The sequence below is a fragment of the Streptomyces erythrochromogenes genome (genome assembly GCF_036170895.1).
Taxonomy (GTDB): Bacteria; Actinomycetota; Actinomycetes; order Streptomycetales; family Streptomycetaceae; genus Streptomyces; species Streptomyces erythrochromogenes.
The window spans coordinates 5002518-5023896 of record NZ_CP108036.1; the positions used below are offsets into that span (position 1 = coordinate 5002518).

Sequence of the window (21379 nt, forward strand, 5' to 3'; positions counted from 1 at the left end):
CGCCTGCAGGCCGTGCGGCAGGGCCGCGTAGTCGCAGGGGCGGCGCGAGCGGGTCACAGCCGACGGACGGCGGCCGCTACGGCGTACGTCCACGCGGCGACCAGGGCGCGGGCCAGGCCGACGAGGGCCAGCACCAGGGCCAGCAGCCAGGCGAGGCAGCCGGTGGCGAACACGACCAGCACGACGAGCGCGGGCAGGCCCCCGGTCATGCCGTGCCCGATCTGAGCTCGGCCGTACGGGACACCTTCGCCAGCTGCTGCTCGGCGGTGTAGGCCCGGAGGGTCATCCCGCTCAGCGCGCGGGTCAAGGACTCGTTGTCGTCCTGGAGTTCCAGCCGCCGCTCGTCCAGGGCCCGGGTACGGTCGCGCCACACCCGCCGGTCCCGGGCCAGGGCGAGGACGCCCGGCTCGGTGCGCAGCTCCTGCAGCACGCGGAGCTCGGCGCGCAGCTTCTCCTCCACCTCGGTCCGGCCAGCCGCCGGGGACGGAGGCGGCGCGGCCGGCGTCTGGCCGGGCTGCGGGCCCGGGCGGGGGCCGGTCGTCACGATGAGCGGCGCGGGCTGCTCCTTGGCCTTGGCCAGTTCCTCGCGGAGGTAGGCGACCTCGGACCGCAGTCGGCGATTGGTGCGCAGCCAGGTCGTCACAGCTCCTCCTCGATGGTGTCGTTGTGCACGGGGACTCCCTGATTCGGGGTGCCGCACTCGTCGCAGACGAGGCCGGCGGGGGTACGGGTGTGGGCGGTGGTGAGGTGCGCGCAGCTCGTGGTGTGGCAGGCGAGCCATGCGTCCGGCTCGGGGGCGCCGCGGCGGTGGCGGCCGGTCCCGGGGTTGGCCGGCCAGTCCCCGCGGGGGACGGCCTGCGTGACCCGCGGCAGCGGTACGGCGTGAACACGGCGGCTGACGATGTCCTGCAGCAGGTGTACGGCGAGGGCAGCAACGGCCAGGAGCAGTAAGGGCAGTTCAGGCCGCATCCGGGACACCGCCCTCGGCCGGCGCCTGCAGCGGCGCCGGTACGGCAAGCGGGTCCGGCGAGCGCAGCAGGCAGCAGGAGTCGAGCGCGAGGGCCAGGTCCCCGGCCGTGGCGTACCCGGCCTCCCACGCAGCGCGGATCGTGGCGGCTGCCGCCTGGATCCGGGCCTCGCCGCTCATGCCGGGGTCGGCGCAGCGGCGGCCGCCTCCAGCTCCCGGATCCGCTGCCGCAGTTGGGCCTCGACGGACGCCGAGGCGACGGGCGCCTTGAGGGTGACCGGCACACCGGCGACCGTGGTGGAGAGGATGTGCCAGGCGTAGTCGCTGTCGTAGCGGTCGAGGGTCGACGAGATCTCGCCGCCGAGCAGGGACCGGGCGGCCTGCAGGAACTCGGCGCCCGCGTCACGGCGGTGGCCGTAGTGGTAAAAGGACCCGGTGACCCGGGCGCTCATGCTGATGGTCCACGTGACGGCCGGGAGCAGCGGGCCGATGGCCGGGTCGTGCTCCGTCCGTACCAGGAGCTTGACGAGGGCGGTGGCGGCTGTCGCCTGCGTACGGGGCGGGGAGGTGTCGGTGCTCACGAGGGCCTCGCTTCATTGCGGGTTGGCTGTGTGAGGGGTGCAGCGGGTGGCGCGTCAGCCCGTACGGCGCGCGCCCTTGGGACGGATCTGCGTGATGGACGGGGCCCCAGCAGGAGGCGCGCTCGCGGCCCGGGCCGACGGGGCGGCCGGCCGGACGCGGAACATCTCCTTGATCTGCGCGATCTCCTCGTCGTCGAACGCGACCGCCTTGCCGATCTTCTGGTGGGGCAGGTCGGCCAGGTTCTCCTCGAGGAAACCCACGTAGCAGCAGAGGATCTCTGCGGTCTGGGCGATGGAGTAGTTCTGCAGGCTCACGGCATGGCCCCTTCCGACGGCGCGGTGAAGGCCAGGGGGTCCAGGTCCAGGTCGAGGAGCTGCTCCAGGACCAGCCGCAGGTGCGGCCGGGGCGTGTAGAGCCCTCGCTCCAACTTGCTGAGGTGGGAGTGGGAGACCGGCACCCCGGCCTCGGCGCAGCGGCCGGCCAGCTTGGTCAGCGTCAGACCGACCTTGAGGCGGCGGCGGCGCAGGGCCAGGTGGCCCGCTTCTCCTGCGGCTTTCTGTGGCATGCGACGCAGATTAACGCAGATTCCAGAGGGGTGGCAACAGATCTGCGCAGATCTGTGCAGACGGATCTGTGGAGATTCGGCGTGGGCCCTTGCGGGTACTGATACGGGCCGCAGGCACCTGCGCTAATCTGCGTTGAATCTGTCGGGTGGAAGGGTGTAGGGATGCCGGAGCTGTCGGGGCTCGATGGCGCGATGAACAGGCGGAGGCAGGCTCTCGGGCTGAACTGGCGCCAGGTCGCGGAACAGGCGGGCATCTCGTACGAGACCCTCCGGGCGATCCGTAAGGGGGAGCAGGCCGGGGGGGACCTCACTCGCCGCGGCCTCGAGCGGGCGCTGCAGTGGGAGACGGGCGGGTTCGAGGTGGCCGAGGCCGGCGGCGAGCCGGCGGTCCTCGCCGGGCCGGCCGCCCCGGAGGCGCCGGAGTCGGCGGCCGCTCCGCCCTCCGACCCCCAGGTCGAGGCGATCCTCACCATCCTCGATGGACTGCCGGCGCGCGTGCGAGAGGAAGTCCTCCGCCGCCTTGGCGAGCAGCTGCCGCCCGGCGTACAGCAGGGCCGCAAAGCGAGCTGATGGCGGGTCACGGCGTGTTCCCGGGCGTGTTCCCCCGGGAACACGGACGCCCGTCAAGACCGGTCGAGACCGGCCGAAGGGGATCGAGACCGGACGAGACCTTGAGGTCAGCACGTTAGTGCAGGTCAGAGGCCCTAACGGGTCGGGTTCAAGTCCGGCTCCGGGCACTCCGCAGCTCTGGCGAGGTCCTCCTCGCAGTTGCGGCGGGGCCGCCTCGTTTATCCCCTGCGCTTCGCCATGCCTTCTTCTAAGATCCTCCTCCAGCAGTAGGGTGCTTTCTTTGCGAGCGCATTACTCTTGTTGCAAGGCCGCGCTCGGTGGCCACGGAGGAGTGAGATGAGGAGCAGTAACCCGGTCTTCTCGCGACGGGGGTTCAGCCGCGACAACGGTGGCTACGCGGGCTTTGACGCGCAGCACCAGCAGGCCGGGACCAACCCGTACGCGACCAACCCTTACGCGACCGACCCGGCCACGGGCATGCCGCAGGCGCCGGCGCGCACCAACGCGATGACCATGGACGACGTCGTGAGCCGTACGGCCATGACGCTCGGCACGCTCATCGTGACGGCGACCCTCTCCTGGGTGCTGCTGCCGGTCGACCCGGCCAACCTCGGCAAGTCGTACGCCATCGGCATCGGCGCCGCCCTGGTCGCGTTCGTCTTCGCGATGATCCAGTCCTTCAAGAGCAAGCCCGTCCCGGGCCTGATCCTGGCCTACGCGGCGTTCGAGGGCGTGTTCCTCGGCGTCATCAGCGCGGCCGTCAGCACCTACCTCGGCCCCGGCGTGGTCATGCAGGCCGTGATGGGCACGATGTGCGTCTTCGCCGCCGTGCTCTTCGCGTACAAGATGCGCTGGATCCGCGTCACCCGCCGCTTCTACGGCTTCGTGATGGCCGCGACCCTCGGCTTCATCCTGCTGATGCTCGTGAACACGCTGTTCGCGGTCTTCGGCGGCGGTGACGGCCTCGGCTTCCGCAGCGGCGGCCTCGGCCTGCTGTTCGGCGCCATCGGTGTCATCCTCGGCGCCTGCTTCCTCGCCCTCGACTTCAAGCAGGTCGAGGACGGCATCACCTACGGTGCCCCCCGCGAGGAGTCCTGGCTGGCGGCCTTCGCCCTCACCATGACCCTGGTGTGGATCTACGTCGAGATGCTGCGCATCTTCTCGATCCTCTCGGGCGACGACTAGCAGCACCTGCGGGCCGCCCGGCCCGCACGGTGCGCCACGCACGGCACGGGGAAGGCCCCGCGAGCGACTGCTCGCGGGGCCTTCCCGCGTCTGGAGGGACTACGGGGTCGGGGGAGGGGGTCAGCCGAACCGGCGTGCGGCTCTGCGCAGGTCGTACTCGTGGATGATCGCCTTGGCCTGGCCGTACGACAGCTCGTGCGCGCCGCGCAGCCAGCTGACCTTCTCCTCGAACCGGACGAGGGAGGGGCCTTCGTCGACGGTGCGGAGCCAGTCGGAAACCTCACGACCGGTGGTCTGGGGGATTCTGTCGATCATGTTGCGGTGGGTCTGCTCGGAGAACTCTACGGACATGGGCGCCTCCGGAAGGTTTGCCGTGCTGTTCTCTTCACGCCACCGTGCCGGAGAGTTCGCCCGTTGGCAATGGTGCCCGGGCGGCGCGTAAGGTCGGCCGGGTGCTGGATACTTCGCCCCTGAGCGCCGCCGTGGAACGTTTCGCCGACCGGCTGCGGGCCGCACCGCAGAGCCGCCTCCAGCAGGGAGCGGCCGCCGTGGCGCTGGAGCTGGCCCGCGAGCTCTCCGTACGGGCGCAGCGGCTGGAGGCGCCCGGCGAGGCGCCGCGGGAGATGCCGGACGCGGGCATCTTCGTCGTCGGGGACCAGGTGGCGGTGGCCGGACTGGACCTCGCCGAGGCCCTGCGCGACGGATCGGGCGCCCGGGGAAGCGCGAAGGCCCCGTCCGAGATGTTGGACGAGGCCGTATCGCTGGTGGAGCAGGCGGAGATCAGAGCGACGCGATGACGCGGTCCGCGAGGATGTAGACGTTGCTGTCGGGGTCCTCGGAGTCGCCGCAGGAGAAGGTCAGGGCGTAGGCGCCGGAGATCCCCGAGCCGCCGAGCAGGACCGGGGCGGTGCCCGAGCGCAGTGCCTCGGCGAGGCGCTCCGCGGTCTCCCGGTGCCCCGGGGTCATGCAGAGCGTCGTGCCGTCGGTGAAGACGTACACGTCGAGCGTGCCCAGCGGGCCGGGACGGACGTCCGCGAGGGCCGTACGGGCCTCGGCGAGCTCCTCCAGGCGGTTCACGGTGCGCTCGTGGTCGGCGCCGGGGTGCGAGGCCTGGACCGGTACGAAGTCGGGGTGCGAGGGGTGACGCCGGCGGGCGGCGGCCAGCTCGGCCGAGTCCTCCGGGTACCCGGGGAACTCGTCCAGCGCCTCCTCGCCCATGACCGGCTCCAGGCCCACCAGGTCCGCCTGCCGGGGCAGGAAGACCGGGCTGTCCTCGCCGAGCCCGGGCAGACCGCCCAGCAGCGAAGGGGCGTCGGCGGCGTCGCGCGCCTCCTGCGCGGCCCAGAAGGCGCGCGCCTCGGCCAGCTCCCGCTCGCGCTCCTCGGCCAGGGCCTCGGCCACGGCGGCTCGTATCTCCGCGGCGGGGGACTCGGCGGCGTGGCGGGCGTGCGGGACGGTCGTGCCGCGGGCGTGCACCGGCACCGCCAGCTCACTGCGCAGGGCGGTGACCTGCTTGCGCAGACCGTGGACGGCGTGCAGAGCAGCAGCGCCCACGGCCGTGGCAGCGGCCGTGGTCAGCAGCAGGGCAAGAGACATGGCGCTCACTGACTAACTCCTGAGGTGATTCGATCCCCCGACTTCCTACATCAGAGTGTCCCGGCCTGGGAATGGCGTGCAGTGCATTACGTCACGAAATGGACAGGGCTTTCGTCACACCTTGCACCTCTGTGCAGGTTCTGACCTGCATAAACACCGATCCCCCAGGACATAGGTCACATCCTGGGGGAGATTCGGTCACAGGTCGGCCGCGACGGGATTAGAACCGGCGTCAGTACGGGCCAAGGGTCCTTGCGGCGCCTGGCCCCGCCCATGATCCAGTAACCGGAGCCCTACTTTCGGCTACGCAGGGGCGGGGTTTCGGCACCGAGGAGCCGGCTCAGCTCAGCCGCCCTCTTTGTCGGTCGCGCTGGGCTTCGCCACCGCTGCGGGCAGGTGCCGGCCCTCGTTCCTCGGGCCGACCCCTACCCTCCGCTACGGCTCAGCTCAGCCGCCCTCTTTGTCGGTCGCGCTGGGCTTCGCCACCGCTGCGGGCAGGTGCCGGCCCTCGTTCCTCGGGCCGACCCCTACCCTCCGCTACGGCTCAGCTCAGCCGCTCGATGACCATCGCCATGCCCTGGCCGCCGCCCACGCACATCGTCTCCAGGCCGAACTGCTTGTCGTGGAACTGCAGGCTGTTGATCAGCGTGCCGGTCAGGCGGGCGCCGGTCATCCCGAAGGGGTGACCCACGGCGATGGCCCCGCCGTTGACGTTCAGCTTCTCGAGGGGGATCTCCAGGTCCCGGTACGACGGGATGACCTGGGCCGCGAAGGCCTCGTTGATCTCGAACAGGTCGATGTCGCCGACCGTCAGGCCGGCCCGCTTCAGAGCCTGCTTCGACGCCTCGACCGGGCCCAGGCCCATGATCTCGGGGGAGAGGCCGGTGACACCGGTGGAGACGATCCGGGCCAGCGGGGTCAGACCCAGCTCGCGGGCCTTGGTGTCGCTCATGATGACCAGCGCGGCGGCGCCGTCGTTCAGCGGACAGCAGTTGCCGGCCGTCACCAGGCCGTCGGGGCGGAAGACGGGCTTGAGGCCCTGCACGCCCTCCAGGGTCACGCCGGCGCGCGGGCCGTCGTCGGTGGAGACGACCGTGCCGTCCGGGGTGGTGATCGGGGTGATCTCGCGGGCCCAGAAGCCGTTCTTGATGGCTTCCTCGGCCAGGTTCTGGGAGCGGACGCCGAACTCGTCCATGTCCTGGCGGGTCACGCCCTTGAGGCGGGCCAGGTTCTCCGCGGTCTGGCCCATCGAGATGTACGCGTCGGGGACGAGGCCGTCCTCGCGCGGGTCGTGCCAGGACGAGCCCTCGCTCTCGGCGACGGCGGCCGTACGGGCCTCCGCGTCGCCGAAGAGCGGGTTGTGGGTGTCCGGCCAGGAGTCCGAGTTGCCCTTCGCGAAGCGCGACACCGTCTCCACGCCCGCGGAGATGAACACGTCGCCCTCGCCCGCCTTGATGGCGTGCAGGGCCATGCGGGAGGTCTGCAGCGAGGAGGAGCAGTAGCGGGTGATGGTCGTGCCCGGGAGGAAGTCCATGCCCATCTGCACGGCCACGATGCGGGCCAGGTTGTTGCCCTGCTCGCCGCCCGGCAGGCCGCAGCCCAGCATCAGGTCGTCGATCTCGCGCGGGTCCAGCTCGGGGACCTTGGCGAGGGCGGTCTGGATGATCGTTGCGGTCAGGTCGTCCGGGCGGACGTCCTTGAGGGATCCCTTGAAGGCGCGCCCGATGGGAGAGCGGGCGGTGGAAACGATGACGGCTTCGGGCATCGGGACTCCAAGGGGTGCGTCGTTGCGGGACCGGATGCGAAGTTACCGCCCCGTACGGTCGAAGGCACCGGCCTGGGGGTGTGATGCCGGTCGCTCCCGCCGGCCCGGTCGGCCGGGGCCCACACCCCCAAGGGTGCGCCTCCCCGGCCGTGAGCCGCAGGACCCCGTGCCGCTACGGGGCGAGCTCCGCCGTGTCCGGGGCCGCGGGGGCCGGGTCCTCGCCCGGCACCCGCCGCCGTCGGCGGTGCTTGAGCAGGACCCAGGGGCCGCGGGCCGCCGTGACCTCCGTACCGGCCTGGCCCGCCGCGGCCGACGCCGCCTTCGCCACCGGCAGCATGTCCTCGTCCCGCGACACGTCCAGCCGGTCCGACTCCGGCCACAGGCCGAGCGCGGCGCACAGCGTCGGCAGCACGGCCATGGCGGCCGTCGCGTACCCCTCCGCCGACGGGTGGTAGGAGTCCGGGCCGAACATCTCGCGCGGGTTCGCGGCGAACTCGGGGCCCAGCAGGTCGCCCATCGAGACCGTACGCGCGCCCAGCGCGACCACCCCTATGGTCTGCGCGGCGGCCAGCTGCCGTGACACGCGGCGCGCGAGCCAGCGCAGCGGCTGGTACACCGGCTCGATCGTGCCCAGGTCCGGACAGGTGCCCACGACGACCTCGGCGCCCGCCAGGCGCAGCCGGCGCACGGCCGACGTCAGCAGCCGCACCGACTGGGTCGGCGGCATCCGACGCGTCACGTCGTTCGCGCCGATCATGATCACGCAGACGTCGGGCGCGGGCGCGTCCCGGTCCAGCAGCAGCCCCACCTGGCGGTCGAGGTCGTCCGACATGGCACCCGACAGGGCCACGTTGCGCAGCTCCACCGGCCGCTCCGCGACCGCCGCGAGCCCCGAGGCCAGCAGCGCCGCGGGAGTCTGCCGGGCCCGGCGCACGCCGAGCCCGGCGGCCGTGGAATCGCCCAGCATGCCCAGCCGCAGCGGGCCCGGGCTCTGCTCGGGGCCGCCGAACTCGCTCCCGTACAGCCCGTCCGCGCGCGGCGGCTCGCCCAGCCCGGTGCCCACCGTGCGCTTGGCGAACTGCACCTCCGCCAGTACCAGCCCGACCGCGGCGGCCCCGACGAGTCCGAGGCCGCCTCCGCCGTACGCTGCCCCCGCCGCGATCCGGCGGGCTGTTCTCGCCCTGGACATCCTTCAGGCCACCTCCTCGCGTCTCATTGACCCCTACCTGCCCCGTACGAGCGGTCGGTCAATCCCTTTCCGCATACCCTGGCCGGACCTCCCGGAGAACCCGTGGAGTCCCCTCCTTGGAGAACATGGTGCAATTCCACGACTCGATGATCAGCCTCGTCGGCAACACCCCGCTGGTGAAGCTCAACCGTGTGACCGAAGGCCTGCAGGCCACCGTCCTTGCGAAGGTCGAGTACTTCAATCCCGGTGGATCCGTGAAGGACCGGATCGCCGTACGGATGATCGAGGCCGCCGAGCAGAGCGGAGCCCTCAAGCCCGGTGGCACCATCGTGGAGCCGACCAGCGGCAACACGGGTGTAGGACTCGCCATCGTGGCCCAGCAGAAGGGCTACAAGTGCATCTTCGTCTGCCCCGACAAGGTGTCCATGGACAAGATCAACGTCATGCGCGCGTACGGCGCCGAGGTCGTGGTCTGCCCGACCGCCGTCGACCCCGAGCACCCGGACTCGTACTACAACGTGTCCGACCGCCTCGCACGCGAGCCCGGCGCCTGGAAGCCCGACCAGTACAGCAACCCGAACAACCCCCGTTCGCACTACGAGACCACCGGCCCCGAGCTGTGGGAGCAGACGGACGGGAAGATCACCCACTTCGTCGCCGGCGTCGGCACGGGCGGCACGATCTCGGGCACGGGCAACTACCTCAAGGAGGTGTCCGGCGGGAAGGTCAAGGTCATCGGCGCCGACCCCGAGGGCTCGGTCTACTCCGGCGGCTCCGGCCGGCCGTACCTCGTCGAGGGTGTCGGCGAGGACTTCTGGCCGACCGCCTACGACCCGAACGTGACGGACGAGATCATCGCGGTGTCCGACAAGGACTCCTTCCAGATGACCCGCCGCCTCGCCAAGGAGGAGGGCCTCCTCGTCGGCGGCTCCTGCGGCATGGCCGTCGTGGCCGCGCTCAAGGCCGCGGAGGGCCTCGGCCCGGACGACGTGGTCGTCGTCCTGCTGCCGGACAGCGGCCGCGGATACCTCAGCAAGATCTTCAGCGACGAGTGGATGGCCGGACACGGCTTCCTGGAGGAGGCCGGACCGGCCGCCCGCATCGGCGACGTGCTGGACGACAAGGAGGGCGGCATCCCCTCCCTCGTCCACATGCACCCCGAGGAGACCGTCGGCGAGGCCATCGAGGTCCTGCGCGAGTACGGCGTCTCCCAGATGCCGATCGTCAAGCCGGGCGCCGGCCACCCCGACGTGATGGCCGCCGAGGTCATCGGCTCCGTGGTCGAGAAGGAGCTGCTCGCGGCGCTGTTCGCGCAGCGCGCCTCGCTCTCCGACCCGCTGGAGAAGCACATGAGCTCCCCGCTGCCGCAGGTCGGCTCCGGCGAGCCGGTGTCCGAGCTGATGACGGTGCTCGGCGAGGCCGACGCGGCGATCGTGCTGGTCGAGGGCAAGCCCACCGGTGTGGTGAGCCGCCAGGACCTCCTCGCCTTCCTGGCGAAGACCGCGAAGTAGCCCGCCGCCCGCCCGGGGACGGGGCGCGGGCCCCACACGGCCCGACGCCCGCCCGGGCACCCGCGTTTTCCGGCCGTCGCGCAAACGGTACGGGCCGGACACGTGACAGCAGCACGGCCTTAACACGGCTCCGGCACAGTGGTGGTTGTCGGCAGGGAGCCCGGGAGACCGGACCAGGCCGGCACCACCGACGGTGTTCGCATACGTCCGGAGCGGCTCCCGGACCAGCGAACGCCATGGACGCGGACGGCCCTGACCCGGCCGTGTCCACCGCGGGGACCGCCGTCGTCCCGCCCCTCGCCCGCGAGGGTGCGGCGGTCCCCGCGCAATCGCCCCTTCCTTCGGGCCCGGCTCGCCGGATCCGGTGCTGCGGAGGTTTCAGGCGCGAGGCCCGGGCAGCGCCCCGCAGTGGTGCCGCACCCGGGTGCGACGGTCAGTCGAGGGAATCGGGCCGAGCGCTCCGCAGGCGGGCGGCGTGGATGAAGTTCACCCCCACGATGCCCGCCCAGGCCACGACCATCCCCTTGAAGCCCGTCTGCGCGGCGCCGATGGCCGACAGCGGGACCGCCAGGACCAGCGTGATGATCGCGAAGCCGAAGCGTTCGCCGAAGTTCCCGTCCACCGGGCCGGCGTACGGTCCCTCGCCGCGGGCCGCGGCCAGGCGTTCCTCGGCGAGCCGGCGCCGGACCTGGGTGTCGACCTTCTCGACGAACGAGTCCACCAGCGCGGCCTCGTACTCCGGGCCCAGATCCCGCCGGGCCTTCAGCGTCGCGTCGAGTTCCTTCTTCAGCTCTTGGGCGTGGGCGTCCATGCCCTCACCGTAGGAAGCGCCGCAGGCCCCGGCACTGGGGCTAGCCCCCGTATCCGCATCGCGGGCACCGGCTTGCCCCGCTGCATAACCGCATGCAGAGTGCTCCGTGACTGAATAGACCACCGGGACGGAGGGGGACGGCATGAGCGACAGCCCGGCGGCGCGGCTCCAGGCGCTGTTCGAGGGGCACCGGCTGACGCCGACCCAGCGGCGGATCGCGCACTGCATGGTGCGCGGGGCGGCGGAGGTGCCGTTCCTGTCGAGCGTCGAGCTCGCCGAGCTGGCGGGGGTGAGCCAGCCGTCGGTGACCCGGTTCGCCGTGGCGCTCGGCTTCGACGGCTATCCCGCGCTGCGCAAGCACCTGCGCGAGGTGGCTCCGGCCGAGCGGGCCGCCGCGGTCGGGGAGGACTCGTACAACGAGTACCAGCAGGCCGTCCTGGGCGAGATCGAGAACCTGCGGCAGCTCGCCGAGATGCTCGCCGACCCCGCGCCGGTGGAGGAGGCGGGGCGGCTGCTCGCCGCCTCGACCCCGCTGCCGGTGCTCGGGCTGCGCGCGGCGTCCTCGCAGGCGCGCGGCTTCGCGTACTTCGCCGCCAAGGTGCATCCGGACGTACGGCTCCTCGACGAGGGCGGCTCGATGATGGAGGACCGCATCGACGCGGCCCTCTACGAGGGCGCCACGGCCCTGCTGTGCTTCGCACTGCCCCGGCACCCGCGGGAGGTCGTGGACACGCTGGAACGTGCGCGGAAGGCCGGCCTGACCGTGGTGACGGTCGCGGACTCGGCCTTCGCCCCGGTGGCCCGCCACTCGGACCTGCTGATCCCCGCCCCGGTCGGCACCGGCCTGGCCTTCGACACGGCGTGCGCGCCCATGCTGCTGGGCCGGGTGCTGCTGGAGGCGATGGCGGACGCGCTGCCGGACGCGCAGGCCCGCCTGGAGGCCTTCGACACCCGGGCGGCGGCCCGCGGGCTGTTCGTGGAGTGAGCCTCAGCGGTAGTTGAGCTCCGCCAGCTCGGTGGCGAGGCGCGTGCGCAGCGCCGGGATGCCGGCGAGGGCGGGCAGCAGGGTGTTGCGCACGGCCCGCAGCGCCCTGTTCCGGGTGGTCGCGACCCGGGTCATCCGGTCGGTGAGGGCCACCACGCGCAGGGCGACGGGGCGGCGCGCGGCCTCGTAGCCGTCGAGGTCGCCGCCGGCCAGGGCGCGGCCCAGGGCGTAGCCGTCCTGGATGCCGGTGTTCATGCCCTGACCGCCGGCCGGGCTGTGCACGTGGGCGGCGTCCCCGGCGAGCAGCAGGCGGCCCGCGCGGTAGCGCTCGGCGACGCGGTGGTGGATCCGGAACCGGGAGGACCAGATCAGTTCGCGGACGGCTGCCTGGCCGGGGACGCGTTCGTCCAGCAGGCGCCGGACGAAGGCGAGGTCGGGCTCGGCGGGGGCCTCGGCGACGGTGGCGACGATCCGGTAGCGCCCGGAGGCGCCGAGGGTGCTCCCGGGCAGCGGGGCGACCACCATGAGCCCGGCGGCGCCGAAGACGAGCGAGACCTCGCGCGGGCCCGGGGCCCAGTCCAGACCCACGTCGGCGAGGACGAAGGATTCCTCGTACGCGCTGCCCTCGAAGGCGATGCCGGCTGCGGTGCGGACCGTGCTGTGCATCCCGTCGGCACCGATGACGTGCGCGGCGCGCAGGGTCTCGCCGGTGGCGGTGGTGAGGGTGGCCCCGTCCGCGTCCTGGGTGACGCCGGCCACCTCGTACGGGCGGTGGACGTCGCCACCGAGCGCCCGCAGGCGGCGCAGCAGGACGGCCTCGGTCTCGTACTGGGGGACCATCAGCGCGTACGGGTGGGCCGTGGGCAGGCGGTCGAAGTCGACGGCCGCGAGCGGGCGGGCACCGTCTCGGATCCGGAAGCGGGAGACGGGGACGCCGTGACCGACGAGGTCTGCGGTCAGTGCGCCGCTCGGGTCGAGCTCGTCGAGGACCTCCAGGGTGCGGGCGTGCACGACGGCGGCGCGGGAGGTGTTGCAGCCCTCGGCCTGCCGGTCGAGGAGCACGAAGTCGATGCCGGCCCCCGCCAGGGTCACGGCGAGGGCGAGGCCGGTGGGGCCGGCGCCGACAATGGCGACCTCGGTGCGGGCGGGGAGCGGGAGTGCGGCGGTGCTGGTCATGGTGACCTCCTCCGGCGTGCCAACGTTCGTTGGCCAACAACTGTTGGCATCAGCATGCGCCTGCATCGCGACTGTGTCAACGCTTGTTGGCACACGGATGTTGGCCTACGGTTGTTGACATGACGGAGCGACGCTCATCCGACCAGACCAGGGCCGTGATCCTGCGCGCCGCGCGAGAGCGGTTCGCCGCCCAGGGGTACGAACGCACGACCATCCGGGCGGTGGCCGCGGACGCGGAGATCGACCCGTCGATGGTCATGCGGTACTTCGGCAGCAAGGAGCAGCTCTTCGACGCCGCCCTGGCGGTGGACCTGCGCCTGCCCGACCTGGGCGCCGTGTCGGCCGGGGAGCTTCCCGCCGTCCTCGTGCGCCACTTCGTCGAGCGGTGGGGGGGCGATCCGGCCGACGACGCCCTGCTGGTGCTGCTGCGCTCGGCCGTCACCAACGAGCAGGCCGCGGACCGGATGCGGGAGGTGTTCGCGGCGCAGGTCGCCCCGGCGCTGGCGGCGGCCCTCGGCCCCGACCGGGCCGCCCGCGTGGCCGGCCTGGTCTCCGCCCAGCTGCTGGGCCTGGCCCTGACCCGCTACCTGCTGCGGCTGCCCGCGGTCACCGCGCTGAGCCCGGACGACCTGGTTGCGGGCCTGGCCCCGGCGCTGGCGGCCACCCTGGCGGGGTGAGCCGCGCTACAGCAGCGCGTCGCCGAAGGCGCCGCCCGCCTCCGCCACGATGTCCGCGGCGGACTGCGCGGGCCGGGCGAGGCTGAAGCGGACGCCGCCCCGCGGGGTCACCGTGAAGCCGTGGACCGCCGGGCGCGGCAGGCTGTTGTAGCCGTAGTGGGCCGTGAAGAAGTACGCGCCGGTGTCCGGTACGCCGATCAGGTCGCCGGGGGCGAGCAGCGGCAGCTCCCGGCCCGTGGCGAGCAGGTCCCCCGCGAAGCAGGCCGGGCCCGCGACGTCCTGGGCCACCGGGTCGCCGGCCTTCGGGGCGCCCTTCGCGTCGTACGGCAGGATCCGCACGGGCCAGGCCGCCGGCGCGTAGGCGGTGCGGGTCGCCAGCTGGACGCCGGCGTGCGTGAGCGCGATCGGCCGGGATCCGCTGCTCTTGGTGTACTCGACCCGGGCCAGCACCAGGCCGTGCTTGGCCAGCAGGGACCGGCCGAACTCGGTGACCAGGCCGTACGAGCCGTCGAAGAGCGCCGGGACCGCCTCGCGCAGGGCGGACACGTACCGGGCGTACGTCGGGGTCGCCTCGTCGGAGGCGAAGTTGACCGGCAGCCCGCCGCCGATGTCGAGGGTGTCGATCCGGCGCCGCCCGGCCGCCGCGTTGATCTCCTCGGCCAGTGCGTGCAGTTCCCGTACGCCTTGCGCGATCAGCTCCAGGGGGACGCCCTGCGAGCCCGAGTGGATGTGCAGCCGGGTCAGCCACGGCCGGTCCAGGAAGGCCCGTACGAGCCACGCGCGCGCCCCGGGATCGCGCAGGGCGACGCCGAACTTCGAGGTGGACGTCGCCGTGGACAGCGCGTCGATGGCGCCCGCGCCGGTCTGCGGGTTGATCCGCACCCCGATCGGGGAGGCGGTGGGCGCCGCGGCGACGAGGGCGTCGAGGCGCTCCAGCTCCTGGCGGTTGTCGGCGTTGACGGCGATGCCCAGCGCCAGTGCCTCGCGCAGTTCGGCGGTCGTCTTGGCTGGGGAGTCCAGGACGGTCCGGGCCGCGGGAACCCCGGCGGCGCGGGCCAGCGCCAGCTCGCCGGGGCTGGCGACCTCGCAGCCGAGCCCGGCGTCCGCGAGCAGCCGCAGCACCGGCACGAGCGGGGCGGCCTTCACGGCGAAGGCGTGCAGGACGGGCGTGCCGGGCGCCAGGGCGTCGGCGAAGGCGGCGGTCAGGGCCGCGGCGGAGGCCCGGATCCCGTCGCCGTCCAGCAGGCAGGCCAGGGGCTCCGCGGAGTCGGCCCCGCCCACCAGCCCCTGCTCGACGGCGGCCCGTACGACCAGATCCCGGCGCCCGGCGGCGCCCTTGCCCTCCGTGTCTGCGGCCATGTCCGCCATCCCATCATCCGACGGGGCCGCCCGCAGCTGTTGACTGAATCTATTCAGAGCGCGAGTATGTGAATGGAATTAACAACATCGGAGGAGGCACCCGCCATGTCAGGACCCCGCCCCGTACGCGCCGCGCGCGGCACCGAGCTCAGCACCCTGGGATGGCAGCAGGAGGCCGCGCTGCGGATGCTCCAGAACAACCTCGACCCCGAGGTCGCCGAGCACCCGGACAAGCTCGTCGTCTACGGCGGCACCGGCAAGGCCGCCCGCGACTGGCGCTCGTACGACGCGATGGTCCGCACCCTGCAGACCCTCAAGCAGGACGAGACGATGCTCGTCCAGTCCGGCCGCCCCGTCGGCGTGATGCAGACCCACGAGTGGGCGCCGCGCGTCCTGCTCGCCAACTCCAACCTCGTCGGCGACTGGGCCAACTGGGAGGAGTTCCGCCGCCTGGAGCACCTCGGCCTGACCATGTACGGCCAGATGACCGCCGGCTCGTGGATCTACATCGGCACGCAGGGCATCCTCCAGGGCACCTACGAGACCTTCGCCGCCGTCGCCGCCAAGAAGTTCGGCGGCACCCTGGCCGGCACCATCACCCTCACCGCCGGCCTCGGCGGCATGGGCGGCGCCCAGCCGCTGGCCGTCACGATGAACGACGGCGTCGCGATCTGCATCGACGTCGACCCGCGCGCCATCGACCGCCGCATCGAGCACCGCTACCTGGACGTCAAGGCCGACAACCTGCGCCACGCCCTCCAGCTGGCCGTCGAGGCCCGTGACGCCCGCAAGCCGCTCTCCATCGGCCTCCTCGGCAACGCCGCCGAGCTGCTCCCGCAGATGCTCGCCGAGGGCGCCCCGATCGACATCGTGACCGACCAGACCTCGGCCCACGACCCGCTCGCGTACCTGCCCGTCGGCGTCGACTTCGACGACATGGCCTCCTACGCGGCCAAGGACCCGGCCGGCTTCACCACCCGCGCCCGCGAGTCCATGGCCAAGCACGTCGAGGCCATGGTCGGCTTCATGGACGCCGGCGCCGAGGTCTTCGACTACGGCAACTCCATCCGCGGCGAGGCCCAGCTGGCCGGCTACGACCGCGCCTTCGCCTTCCCCGGCTTCGTCCCCGCCTACATCCGCCCGCTGTTCTGCGAGGGCAAGGGCCCCTTCCGCTGGGCCGCCCTGTCCGGCGAGGCCTCGGACATCCACAAGACCGACAAGGCCATGCTGGAGCTCTTCCCGGAGAACGAGTCCCTGCACCGCTGGATCAAGATGGCCGGCGAGCGCGTCCACTTCCAGGGCCTGCCCGCCCGCATCTGCTGGCTCGGCTACGGCGAGCGCGACAAGGCCGGCGAGCGCTTCAACGAGATGGTGGCCGACGGCACCCTCGCCGCCCCGCTGGCCATCGGCCGCGACCACCTCGACTGCGGCTCGGTGGCCTCTCCGTACCGCGAGACCGAGGCCATGCTCGACGGCTCCGACGCCATCGCCGACTGGCCGCTGCTCAACGCCATGGTCAACGTCGCCTCCGGCGCCTCCTGGGTCTCCATCCACCACGGCGGCGGCGTCGGCATGGGCCGCTCGATCCACGCCGGCCAGGTCACCGTCGCCGACGGCACCAAGCTCGCGGGCGAGAAGATCCGCCGCGTCCTCACCAACGACCCGGGCATGGGCGTCATCCGCCACGTCGACGCCGGCTACGACATCGCCGAGACGGTCGCCGACGAGCGCGGCGTCCGCGTCCCCATGCGTGAGGGCGACGACGCGTGACCGGCGTTTCCTTCCACTCGATGTGGGCCGAGCTGGCTCCCGTCGGCCGCAACGCCGACACCGGCGGCTACCGCCGCTACGCCTGGAGCGGGGCCGACGCCGACTGCCGGACCTGGTTCCAGGAGCAGGCCGAGGCGCGCGGGCTCACGTACGAGACCGACCGCAACGGCAACCAGTGGGCCTGGCTCGGCGACCCCCTCGCCGGGGACGCCGTGGTCACCGGCTCGCACCTGGACTCCGTCCCCGACGGCGGCGCCTTCGACGGCCCCCTCGGCGTGGTGTCCTCCTTCGCGGCCCTGGACGAACTCCGCAGGAGGGGCGCGGAGTTCTCCAGGCCGCTGGCCATCACCAACTTCGGTGACGAGGAGGGCGCCCGCTTCGGCCTCGCCTGCGTCGGCTCCCGGCTCGCGGCCGGGCAGCTGACCAAGGAGAAGGCGTACGAGCTGCGCGACGCCGACGGCGTCAGCCTGCCCCAGGCCATGGAGGCCGCCGGATACGACCCCGAGGCCATCGGGGCCGACCCCGAACGGCTCGGCCGGATCGGCGCCTTCGTCGAGCTGCACGTCGAACAGGGCCGCGCCCTGGACCTGTCCGGGGACCGGGTCGGCATCGCCTCGGCGATCTGGCCGCACGGCCGCTGGCGGTTCGACTTCCGCGGCGAGGCCAACCACGCCGGCACCACCCGCCTCGTGGACCGGCGCGACCCGATGCTGACGTACGCGGCGACCGTGCTGGCCGCCCGTACGGAGGCGGCCCTCGCCGGCGCCGTCGCCACCTTCGGGAAGATCTCCGTCGAGCCCAACGGCGTCAACGCCATCCCGTCGCTGGTGCGCGGCTGGCTCGACTCCCGCGCCGCCGACCAGGCCACCCTCGACACCGTCGTCACCGCCATCGAGAAGGCCGCGCGCGAGCGCGCCGACCAGGACGGCATCGACCTCGGGATCGTCCGGGAGTCCTTCACCCCGGTCGTCGAGTTCGAGCACGCCCTGCGCGACGAGATGAACCGGATCCTGGGCGGGTCCGTCCCCGTCCTCGGCACCGGGGCGGGACACGACGCCGGAATCCTCTCCGCCGCCGTCCCGACCGCCATGCTGTTCGTGCGGAACCCGACCGGCGTCTCGCACTCCCCGCGTGAGTTCGCCGCCGAGGACGACTGCGTGGCCGGCGTCCTCGCCCTCGCCGACGTACTGGAAGGCCTGGCATGTCGCTGACGACGTACTGGCTGGAGCACGCCTGGCTCGGCACCCGCCCCCAGCTACCGCCGGGAGGTACCCCCGTCGAGCCGGGCGTCGCCCTGGAGGTCGACGCCGAGGGGCGGATCGCCGCCCTGCGCACCGGCGTGGACACCCCGCCGCCCGGCGCGGAGCCGCTGCGCGGCCTGACGGTCCCGGGCCTGGCCAACGCGCACAGCCACGCCTTCCACCGGGCCCTGCGCGGCACCGTCCAGATCGGCTCCGGCACCTTCTGGACCTGGCGCGAGCTCATGTACGAGGTCGCCCAGAACCTCACCCCCGACAGCTACTTCACCCTCGCCCGCGCCGTGTACGCCGAGATGGCCCTGGCCGGCATCACCAACGTCGGCGAGTTCCACTACGTCCACCACGCGCGCGGCGGCACCCCGTACGCCGACCCCAACGCCATGGGCGAGGCCCTGATCGAGGCCGCCGCGGCTGCCGGCATCCGCATCACCCTCCTCGACACCGCCTACCTCTCGTCCGGGTTCGGCGAGGCTCCGAACGCCCACCAGCAGCGGTTCTCGGACGGCACCGCCGACGCCTGGGCCGAACGCGTCAGCGCCCTCAAGCCGCGCGGGCACGCCCTGATCGGCGCGGCCGTCCACTCGGTGCGGGCCGTGCCCGCGGACCAGCTGGCCACCGTCGCCGGCTGGGCCGAGGAGCGGCGGGCGCCGCTGCACGTCCACCTGTCCGAGCAGACCGCCGAGAACGACGCCTGCCAGGCCGCCCACGGCCGCACCCCGAGCCAGCTGCTGGCCGACCACGGGGTGCTCGGTCCGCGCACCACCGGCGTCCACAACACACACCTCACGGACGCGGACATCGCCCTGCTCGGCGGCACCGGCACCGGCACCTGCATGTGCCCCACCACCGAACGCGACCTCGCCGACGGCATCGGCCCGGCCACCCGGCTCCAGCGGGCGGGCAGCCCGCTCTCCCTGGGCAGCGACAGCCACGCCGTGATCGACCTGCTCGAAGAGGCCCGCGCGATGGAGCTGAACGAGCGCCTGCGCAGCCGTACGCGGGGGCACTGGACGGCCAACGCGCTGCTCACCGCCGCCACCGGCGACGGGCACGCGGCGCTGGGCCTGCCCGACGCGGGCCGCCTGGAGGCGGGCGCGCTCGCGGACTTCACCACGGTCGCCCTGGACACCGTCCGCACGGCCGGCCCGCTGCCGCGGCTCGGCGCCGAGACGGCGGTCTTCGCCGCGACGTCCGCCGACATCCGCCACACGGTGGTAGGCGGCCGGCACGTGGTCCGCGACGGCCACCACACCCTCGTCGAGGACGTCCCGTCCGCCCTGTCCGAAGCGATCGCGGCCCTCCGCGCCTGACGCTGCTCTGCCCCGCCCTTCTCTTTCCAGCCCGTCCGGCGTTTGAGGACCGGGTCCGGGCAGAGCCCGGTTTCGGGAAGGGGCGGGGTGGGGGCAAGCAAGTTCTGAGAGGAACCCTGTGACCACCACCCTCGTCACCAATATCGGCAGCCTCGTCACCAACGACCCCGCCCTCGGCGACGGCTCGCGGCTCGGCCTCATCGAGAACGCCGCCGTCGTCATCGACGGTGACCGCATCGCATGGGTCGGACCCGCCGACAAGGCCCCGGCCGCCGACGCCGCGTACGACGCGCAGGGCCGGGCCCTGATCCCCGGCTTCGTCGACAGCCACAGCCACCTCGTCTTCGCCGGCGACCGCACCCAGGAGTTCAACGCCCGCATGTCGGGCCGCGCCTACTCCGCCGGCGGCATCCGCACCACCGTCGCCGCCACCCGCGCCGCCTCCGACGCCGAGCTGGAGGCGAACCTCGTGCGCCACCTCGACGAGGCCCGCCGTCAGGGCACCACCACCTTCGAGACCAAGTCCGGCTACGGCCTCACCGTCGCCGACGAGGCCCGCGCCCTGCGCATCGCCGCCGCGCACACCGACGAGGTCACCTACCTCGGCGCGCACATCGTCTCCCCGGACTACGCCGAGGACCCCGCCGGCTACGTCGACCTCGTCACAGGCGAGATGCTGGCGGCCTGCGCCCCGTACGCCCGCTGGGTCGACGTCTTCTGCGAGAAGGGCGCCTTCGACGGCGACCAGGCCCGCGCGATCCTCACCGCCGGCGCCGCCGCCGGGCTGATCCCGCGCGTCCACGCCAACCAGCTCTCCCACGGCCCCGGCGTGCAGCTCGCCGTCGAGCTGGAAGCCGCCTCGGCCGACCACTGCACCCACCTCACCGACGCCGACGTCGACGCCCTCGCCCAGGCGGCGGACACCACGGTCGCCACCCTGCTGCCCGGCGCCGAGTTCTCCACCCGCGCCCAGTGGCCCGACGCCCGCCGCCTGATCGACGCGGGCGCGACCGTCGCACTGTCCACGGACTGCAATCCCGGCTCCTCCTACACGAGCTCCATGCCGTTCTGCATCGCGCTCGCCGTCCGCGACATGCGGATGACCCCCGACGAGGCCCTCTGGTCGGCCACCGCCGGCGGTGCCCGCGCCCTGCGCCGCGGCGACATCGGCGTCCTCACCCCGGGAGCCCGCGCCGACCTGGCCCTGCTGGACGCCCCCAGCCATGTCCACCTGGCCTACCGGCCGGGCGTACCGCTCGTTTCCGCGGTGTGGCAGAAGGGTGTCCGCGCCTACTGACGAACGGTCAATTCGGGCCTGTCCTTTGTCTTCCCTCCGCAAGGCCCCGGGCGTACCTTGAGCCACCGATCTGATATGCCGTCAGGTATTTGTGGCCCGAGGGGAAGACGAAGGTGTCCGACCGCAAACGCTCCACCGCGCTCGCGCTGGCCTCCGCGCTGGCCGGATCGGCGGTGCTGCTCACCGCCCCCACAGCCCACGCCGCGGTCGTCGACGTGGCCTACGAGTGCAAGACCCCGATCGGGGACAAGTCGGCGGTGTCGCCCATCGACATCAAGGCCGTCAAGGAGGGCGACGGCTACAAGCTGACGATGTCCTTCCAGAAGGGCGTCTCGTCCAGCCCCATCGAGCTCGGCAAGGGCGCCATGAGCCCCAGCGCCGTCATCGTCGTCGGTGGAGCCGAGAAGGCGTCGGTACCGGTCTCCGGCCCGTCCAACCCGGAGGCCGTGCCGCCCGACACCCCCATCAAGATCACCGACCTCTCGGGCACGTACACGCCCAAGAAGAGCGGCAAGGTCACCTTCACCGCGGGCGTGCTCACCATCAAGGCGATGGGCACCACGACCACCTGCACCCCCGGCAACGGCCCGGGGCCCTCCCTGGAACTGGACGTCACCGCCGCCGGCGGGGCGGGCGGGGCCGGCGCACCGTCCGGCGGCGACTCGCGCCCCGACACCCTCCCGCAGACCGGACCCACCGACTCCGCCCTCGCCCTCGGCACCCTCGGCGGCACCGTGATGCTCACCGGCGCGGCCGGCGTGCTCTGGCTGACCCGGCGCGGCCGGCAGGCCCGGTCCTGAACGGA

The 21379-nt window shown here is 73.0% G+C and carries 25 protein-coding genes; 11 read left to right on the forward strand and 14 right to left on the reverse strand.

What is annotated here, in order from left to right; translation table 11 throughout:
• Positions 1 to 53 precede the first annotated feature (53 nt).
• From OHA91_RS22925 to OHA91_RS22955, 7 genes are read right to left on the reverse strand one after another with little or no spacing between them, the layout of a single operon-like run.
• Entirely contained in the window at positions 54 to 209 is a 156-nt protein-coding gene (locus OHA91_RS22925; protein ID WP_328739915.1) for a hypothetical protein, read from the reverse strand.
• Positions 206 to 643, reverse strand: coding sequence for a hypothetical protein (locus OHA91_RS22930; RefSeq protein ID WP_328739916.1), 438 nt, complete (start codon positions 641 to 643; stop codon positions 206 to 208). The genes OHA91_RS22925 and OHA91_RS22930 overlap by 4 nt, the downstream gene beginning before the upstream one ends.
• Positions 640 to 969: a hypothetical protein gene (locus OHA91_RS22935; RefSeq protein ID WP_328739917.1), complete on the reverse strand. Its 330-nt coding sequence runs from the start codon at positions 967 to 969 to the stop codon at positions 640 to 642. The genes OHA91_RS22930 and OHA91_RS22935 overlap by 4 nt, the downstream gene beginning before the upstream one ends.
• On the reverse strand, positions 959 to 1147 hold the full coding sequence (locus OHA91_RS22940; protein ID WP_030659780.1) for a hypothetical protein: 189 nt from the start codon (positions 1145 to 1147) through the stop codon (positions 959 to 961). The genes OHA91_RS22935 and OHA91_RS22940 overlap by 11 nt, the downstream gene beginning before the upstream one ends.
• Entirely contained in the window at positions 1144 to 1548 is a 405-nt protein-coding gene (locus OHA91_RS22945) for a hypothetical protein (protein WP_030659782.1), read from the reverse strand. The genes OHA91_RS22940 and OHA91_RS22945 overlap by 4 nt, the downstream gene beginning before the upstream one ends.
• Positions 1549 to 1602: 54 nt before the next feature.
• Positions 1603 to 1863, reverse strand: coding sequence for a hypothetical protein (locus OHA91_RS22950; protein WP_030659784.1), 261 nt, complete (start codon positions 1861 to 1863; stop codon positions 1603 to 1605).
• Complete coding sequence (locus OHA91_RS22955; protein ID WP_030659785.1) at positions 1860 to 2114, reverse strand: helix-turn-helix domain-containing protein; 255 nt, start codon at positions 2112 to 2114, stop codon at positions 1860 to 1862. The genes OHA91_RS22950 and OHA91_RS22955 overlap by 4 nt, the downstream gene beginning before the upstream one ends.
• Positions 2115 to 2276: 162 nt before the next feature.
• On the opposite strand from OHA91_RS22955, the gene OHA91_RS22960 reads away from it, so the two are divergent.
• The gene (locus tag OHA91_RS22960) at positions 2277 to 2684 is read left to right on the forward strand and encodes a hypothetical protein (protein WP_051734991.1); all 408 of its coding nucleotides are present in this window, start codon (positions 2277 to 2279) and stop codon (positions 2682 to 2684) included.
• A 336-nt stretch (positions 2685 to 3020) separates the two neighbouring features.
• Positions 3021 to 3869 carry a Bax inhibitor-1/YccA family protein gene (locus tag OHA91_RS22965; RefSeq protein WP_031150851.1) on the forward strand — a complete coding sequence of 283 codons (849 nt, stop codon included), beginning with the start codon at positions 3021 to 3023 and terminating at the stop codon, positions 3867 to 3869.
• A 120-nt stretch (positions 3870 to 3989) separates the two neighbouring features.
• Here OHA91_RS22965 and OHA91_RS22970 read toward each other — a convergent pair whose 3' ends face one another.
• Complete coding sequence (locus OHA91_RS22970; RefSeq protein ID WP_030716449.1) at positions 3990 to 4220, reverse strand: DUF4287 domain-containing protein; 231 nt, start codon at positions 4218 to 4220, stop codon at positions 3990 to 3992.
• A 101-nt stretch (positions 4221 to 4321) separates the two neighbouring features.
• On the opposite strand from OHA91_RS22970, the gene OHA91_RS22975 reads away from it, so the two are divergent.
• Positions 4322 to 4666 carry a hypothetical protein gene (locus tag OHA91_RS22975; RefSeq protein WP_328739922.1) on the forward strand — a complete coding sequence of 115 codons (345 nt, stop codon included), beginning with the start codon at positions 4322 to 4324 and terminating at the stop codon, positions 4664 to 4666.
• Here OHA91_RS22975 and OHA91_RS22980 read toward each other — a convergent pair.
• The 3 genes from OHA91_RS22980 to OHA91_RS22990 form a co-directional block, all read right to left on the reverse strand.
• On the reverse strand, positions 4650 to 5465 hold the full coding sequence (locus tag OHA91_RS22980) for a hypothetical protein (protein WP_063835538.1): 816 nt from the start codon (positions 5463 to 5465) through the stop codon (positions 4650 to 4652). The genes OHA91_RS22975 and OHA91_RS22980 overlap by 17 nt on opposite strands.
• A 544-nt stretch (positions 5466 to 6009) precedes the next feature.
• A complete protein-coding gene (locus OHA91_RS22985; RefSeq protein WP_031150858.1) occupies positions 6010 to 7230 on the reverse strand; it encodes an acetyl-CoA C-acetyltransferase in 1221 nt (406 codons plus the stop codon).
• Positions 7231 to 7402: 172 nt separating this feature from the next.
• Positions 7403 to 8419, reverse strand: a complete 1017-nt coding sequence (locus OHA91_RS22990) for an SGNH/GDSL hydrolase family protein (protein WP_031150860.1) — start codon at positions 8417 to 8419, stop codon at positions 7403 to 7405.
• A 128-nt stretch (positions 8420 to 8547) separates the two neighbouring features.
• Between OHA91_RS22990 and OHA91_RS22995 the strand changes: the two genes are divergently transcribed.
• Positions 8548 to 9930: a cystathionine beta-synthase gene (locus OHA91_RS22995; protein WP_031150862.1), complete on the forward strand. Its 1383-nt coding sequence runs from the start codon at positions 8548 to 8550 to the stop codon at positions 9928 to 9930.
• 433 nt (positions 9931 to 10363) lie between these two features.
• Here the strand turns inward: OHA91_RS22995 and OHA91_RS23000 are convergent, their stop codons facing one another.
• The gene (locus OHA91_RS23000) at positions 10364 to 10741 is read right to left on the reverse strand and encodes a hypothetical protein (protein WP_031150864.1); all 378 of its coding nucleotides are present in this window, start codon (positions 10739 to 10741) and stop codon (positions 10364 to 10366) included.
• 142 nt (positions 10742 to 10883) lie between these two features.
• On the opposite strand from OHA91_RS23000, the gene OHA91_RS23005 reads away from it, so the two are divergent.
• Positions 10884 to 11726, forward strand: a complete 843-nt coding sequence (locus OHA91_RS23005) for a MurR/RpiR family transcriptional regulator (RefSeq protein WP_031150866.1) — start codon at positions 10884 to 10886, stop codon at positions 11724 to 11726.
• 3 nt (positions 11727 to 11729) lie between these two features.
• On the opposite strand, the gene OHA91_RS23010 is transcribed toward OHA91_RS23005, so the two are convergent.
• Positions 11730 to 12902: an FAD-dependent oxidoreductase gene (locus OHA91_RS23010; RefSeq protein WP_031150868.1), complete on the reverse strand. Its 1173-nt coding sequence runs from the start codon at positions 12900 to 12902 to the stop codon at positions 11730 to 11732.
• Between the two features lie 119 nt (positions 12903 to 13021).
• On the opposite strand from OHA91_RS23010, the gene OHA91_RS23015 reads away from it, so the two are divergent.
• Positions 13022 to 13579, forward strand: a complete 558-nt coding sequence (locus OHA91_RS23015) for a TetR/AcrR family transcriptional regulator (protein WP_328739923.1) — start codon at positions 13022 to 13024, stop codon at positions 13577 to 13579.
• 6 nt (positions 13580 to 13585) lie between these two features.
• Here OHA91_RS23015 and OHA91_RS23020 read toward each other — a convergent pair whose 3' ends face one another.
• Positions 13586 to 14938: a type III PLP-dependent enzyme domain-containing protein gene (locus OHA91_RS23020; protein ID WP_328739924.1), complete on the reverse strand. Its 1353-nt coding sequence runs from the start codon at positions 14936 to 14938 to the stop codon at positions 13586 to 13588.
• 105 nt (positions 14939 to 15043) lie between these two features.
• Between OHA91_RS23020 and hutU the strand changes: the two genes are divergently transcribed.
• The 5 genes from hutU (at position 15044) to OHA91_RS23045 (ending at position 21374) form a co-directional block, all read left to right on the forward strand.
• Entirely contained in the window at positions 15044 to 16708 is a 1665-nt protein-coding gene (gene hutU, locus OHA91_RS23025) for a urocanate hydratase (protein ID WP_328739925.1), read from the forward strand.
• A gap of 20 nt (positions 16709 to 16728) precedes the next feature.
• Positions 16729 to 17919: an allantoate amidohydrolase gene (locus tag OHA91_RS23030; protein WP_031150877.1), complete on the forward strand. Its 1191-nt coding sequence runs from the start codon at positions 16729 to 16731 to the stop codon at positions 17917 to 17919.
• Positions 17910 to 19277: a formimidoylglutamate deiminase gene (locus OHA91_RS23035; RefSeq protein ID WP_031150879.1), complete on the forward strand. Its 1368-nt coding sequence runs from the start codon at positions 17910 to 17912 to the stop codon at positions 19275 to 19277. The genes OHA91_RS23030 and OHA91_RS23035 overlap by 10 nt, the downstream gene beginning before the upstream one ends.
• Before the next feature lie 118 nt (positions 19278 to 19395).
• Positions 19396 to 20574 carry an imidazolonepropionase gene (gene hutI / locus OHA91_RS23040; protein WP_328739926.1) on the forward strand — a complete coding sequence of 393 codons (1179 nt, stop codon included), beginning with the start codon at positions 19396 to 19398 and terminating at the stop codon, positions 20572 to 20574.
• A gap of 113 nt (positions 20575 to 20687) precedes the next feature.
• Complete coding sequence (locus tag OHA91_RS23045) at positions 20688 to 21374, forward strand: LPXTG cell wall anchor domain-containing protein (RefSeq protein ID WP_031150883.1); 687 nt, start codon at positions 20688 to 20690, stop codon at positions 21372 to 21374.
• Positions 21375 to 21379: the final 5 nt, after the last annotated feature.